The sequence below is a fragment of the Acaryochloris sp. IP29b_bin.137 genome (genome assembly GCF_028285745.1).
Classification (GTDB): Bacteria; Cyanobacteriota; Cyanobacteriia; order Thermosynechococcales; family Thermosynechococcaceae; genus Acaryochloris.
Genome location: NZ_JANQOP010000244.1, coordinates 1 through 3,157, shown reverse-complemented (window position 1 = coordinate 3,157; position 3,157 = coordinate 1). Strand labels below are relative to the sequence as shown.

Here is a 3,157-nt window from a genome sequence, read left to right as displayed (position 1 = left end):
AGAAAGAAGATCGTCAATGGACATTGCCTCAGATGCCGCATCTGATACATGTTGAGTCGTTTTATGGTGTAGCTGTGTGGATGGAGACTGTTCTAAGTTTTTAGTCGGTACATCTCTATGAACATCAAGCAATTGACTAGCCTGGAAAGTTTGCACAGATTCTAAATGTGCAACTGAAGAAATTCTATGATTAACAGACGAAAACAAACTTTGATTCTGGTTGATCAGTAGCACAATTAACCTACATTTTTGATTAATGTGTTTTGCACATGCAAAGTACTCAGATACATTGAATTCTAGATAGTCTAATGTGGAAGGAATTCTGGTTAGTTTTTGCCGTAAGTCCTGCTCTAATTTCAGCTTATTGATACTCTGTGATAACTGTTCATTTACTGAAAAATATGGAAGCAGAAACTGCTGGGAAATTGCAACACTAATCACATCATCTTGTGAAATCAATGAATTAACAATATTTTTTATCATGATTTCAGTATTTGAACTACAGACCTATTCTTGATTAAAGTATGGATACATCAATTGGCTTTTGTTATTAAGCAAAACTATATACCTAAGACTTGATAGGAGACGTGATGGATATATCAAAATCTCAATTGGTGATATCTTCAGGCATAAAATCACTTGTGTTGTAAAAAAATAATAGTGCTGGCGGCCTAACGAATTTAAATACCCCTTGTATTTTCGATAAAAATGGATAATCTGTAGAACAGAATGCTTCAGGTCGCCAGTTTGTAGTGATAGGAATTAAGCGAATAAATTTCCAATCAATGTTGTATCGCTTTGATCATTACCCTTCGTTTCTGATTGATTGTCTTCAAGAGAACTACTTTGGTGGATGGTATTCGTTAATTGTTTTGATAATTCGTAGTTTTCAATATCTCCCTGAGTAAAGTAGAGCTGAGCGGCTTGGCGAAGATCATCGATTGCCGCTTTACCCTGACCTATTTCTTTGTAGAGTTTTCCGCGATGATGATAGGCAGCAGCATTCGTCGCATCCAGACGTAGTGTTGCTGTGTAGTCTTCAATGGCCTGAGTATAGTCTCCAATCTTTTCGTAGCTGGTGCCCCTTAAGAAGATTGATTTAGCTGATTTTGGATGTTCTGATATGGTCCGAGACAAGGACTGAATATCTTGAATAAGCTGTAGTTTCTCTTGGATGCGTACTTGCTCTGCCTTTAACGATTCCTTCTCCTGCTGAAGCAATGTCTTGTCATTGCTCAAGGTTGAGACTTGCTGATTCAATTCAGCAATATCGTTGGGTAATTCCTGCAGAGACGCCTCATGACCCTCGATGCTATTTTGTAACTGTGTGGCTTGTTCTGTTAGGAGCGGAAGCTGATTGAGTTGCTCTTGCTGTTGGGCATTAACGCCCTCAATATCTTGGATTTGTTGTTTTATTGGTAAGACTTCAGCAAGGGTAGATTGTTGGGCGTTGAGCTGACTCATCAATTTCCGGTTATTGAAGATTTGCAGCACAATTGAGAAGGATAAGGGAATTGTTGCCAATGCTAACTGTTGTGTGACCAATGAAGCTACTGAACCACCAATAGCACCCATGGCCGTGGCACCATTCAGAACATTGGATTGTAGATTGTTTGTGGGTGATTGAGTCATGATTAAAATCCTATGAATAATATTGGGTCAACCTTGCTCAGTTAACCGAGATAGCACACTGATTGATGGGTTTTCACAGTGCAGTTTGTGGACGGCATACAAGAGCAAAGTAGAACGTAGCCTGCTTCAAGTTCTTCAGGGGTGAGGAAATTCAGTGATTGGGAGGTATGTTCAACTTCCCCTTGGGTTACTTTTCCTAAGCAATCAAAACAACTTCCCGCCCGACAAGAATAGGGCAGTTCAATCCCCTTCTCTTCTGCAACATCAAGGATAAATTCATCTTCTTCTACTTCAATTGTCTGAGGAGCTGAGTTAGAGTCATCAATTAAGGTAACGGTGTAGTGGGACTGAATTGCGTTCATCTGGGTGATTTGAGTTGAAGTGGACGTCATTTAGTAGCGTTATTTAAGAACACTGCGGTAAACCTGGAATACGGATGACATCAAGGCCATCTCCTCTTCATTGAGATAGTCTTTGACCACTGCAGGGAAAATGGCATAGGTTTTATCAACATCTCTATCGAATCCAAAGGAATGAACGATAGTTCTATACCAAAGCAATGGATTTTCTCGCAGATAGTCTAAGTCGCTAAAGAGGACGGCTGTCGCTGCATACCGTAACCCTCTCTTTAAATCGCTTTGGCATCGTTCTGTGACGTCCTTGCCCGCTAGTTGAAACAGGGTAGGATCCGCCTTCTTTTTCTCAACTTCCATACGTGGAATGATTTCCACTGCAGTATCCCGAATTTTTTCATAGGTATTAATTCGGGTTTCCAATGTTTCACAATAGTCTTCTATAAAGTCCAGCTCAGAATCGCTGGCATAGCGCCCATCGGTTTCAATGCTCAAACGAGCAAGTTGCGTCAGCATAATGTTGGATACCTTGAAATGAGTTATTAGAGTTTTGATAGAAAAAGGTGTAATGATTGTTGCTTGCTCTGTAGATCCGTCAACAAAAATCCTTCTACTCAGTCTATTTAGGGTTTATCAATTCCCGACCACCTGAGAAACGGGGTCGTTTTCGCATTACCCTTGATCTTTTCTAAGCGTTTGAACTGTTATCAGTCGCAGCCACTAACCGATCCATAATATTGTCATGACTGATCCCACTTTTTATCCATGCTTCAATGGGGGCAAGCCGCTCTGATAGTCCAAGGACAAAGTAGTTTTGCTCAGCCCCCATCAGCTCACAGGTGGTTTGGACGCAATGCAGCTCTCGACCCGTTAATTGGCTAAAGAATGCGCTGAGAATCCCTGCTTCTGTGTAGTTGATGGGCTGATCAACCTGAGCATCACCTTGAGTGAAGGGAGAATTTTGGATGGTGACAACTAAGAACCCCTGCTGGCGGTAGCCCATATCAAAGTCGATGATGCCCCATCCATGGGTTTTCCAGCAATGTTTCACGCATTGAATCAGTTCAATCATAGGCATCTCAGCCAGCGGTTTGCCGTAGTAACCACTGACATCTTCACCAAATCGGCGATAGAAGTTCTTCCCCCACCAGCGCCCACACTGGAATTTCACG

Annotated in this window: 5 protein-coding genes; all 5 read right to left on the bottom strand. The window is 41.5% G+C overall.

Annotated features, from left to right (window positions below; translation table 11 throughout):
• A partial coding sequence (locus Q0991_RS17300) for a hypothetical protein (RefSeq protein ID WP_299490607.1) occupies positions 1-483 on the bottom strand: 483 nt, incomplete at its 3' end.
• 279 nt (positions 484-762) lie between these two features.
• Positions 763-1,632, bottom strand: a complete 870-nt coding sequence (locus tag Q0991_RS17295; protein WP_299490604.1) for a tetratricopeptide repeat protein — start codon at positions 1,630-1,632, stop codon at positions 763-765.
• 41 nt (positions 1,633-1,673) lie between these two features.
• Entirely contained in the window at positions 1,674-2,024 is a 351-nt protein-coding gene (locus Q0991_RS17290; RefSeq protein WP_366524992.1) for a 2Fe-2S iron-sulfur cluster-binding protein, read from the bottom strand.
• 9 nt (positions 2,025-2,033) lie between these two features.
• On the bottom strand, positions 2,034-2,501 hold the full coding sequence (locus Q0991_RS17285) for an allophycocyanin (protein WP_299490602.1): 468 nt from the start codon (positions 2,499-2,501) through the stop codon (positions 2,034-2,036).
• Between the two features lie 172 nt (positions 2,502-2,673).
• The coding region (locus Q0991_RS17280) for a V4R domain-containing protein (RefSeq protein WP_299490595.1) at positions 2,674-3,157 on the bottom strand (484 nt) is incomplete at its 5' end.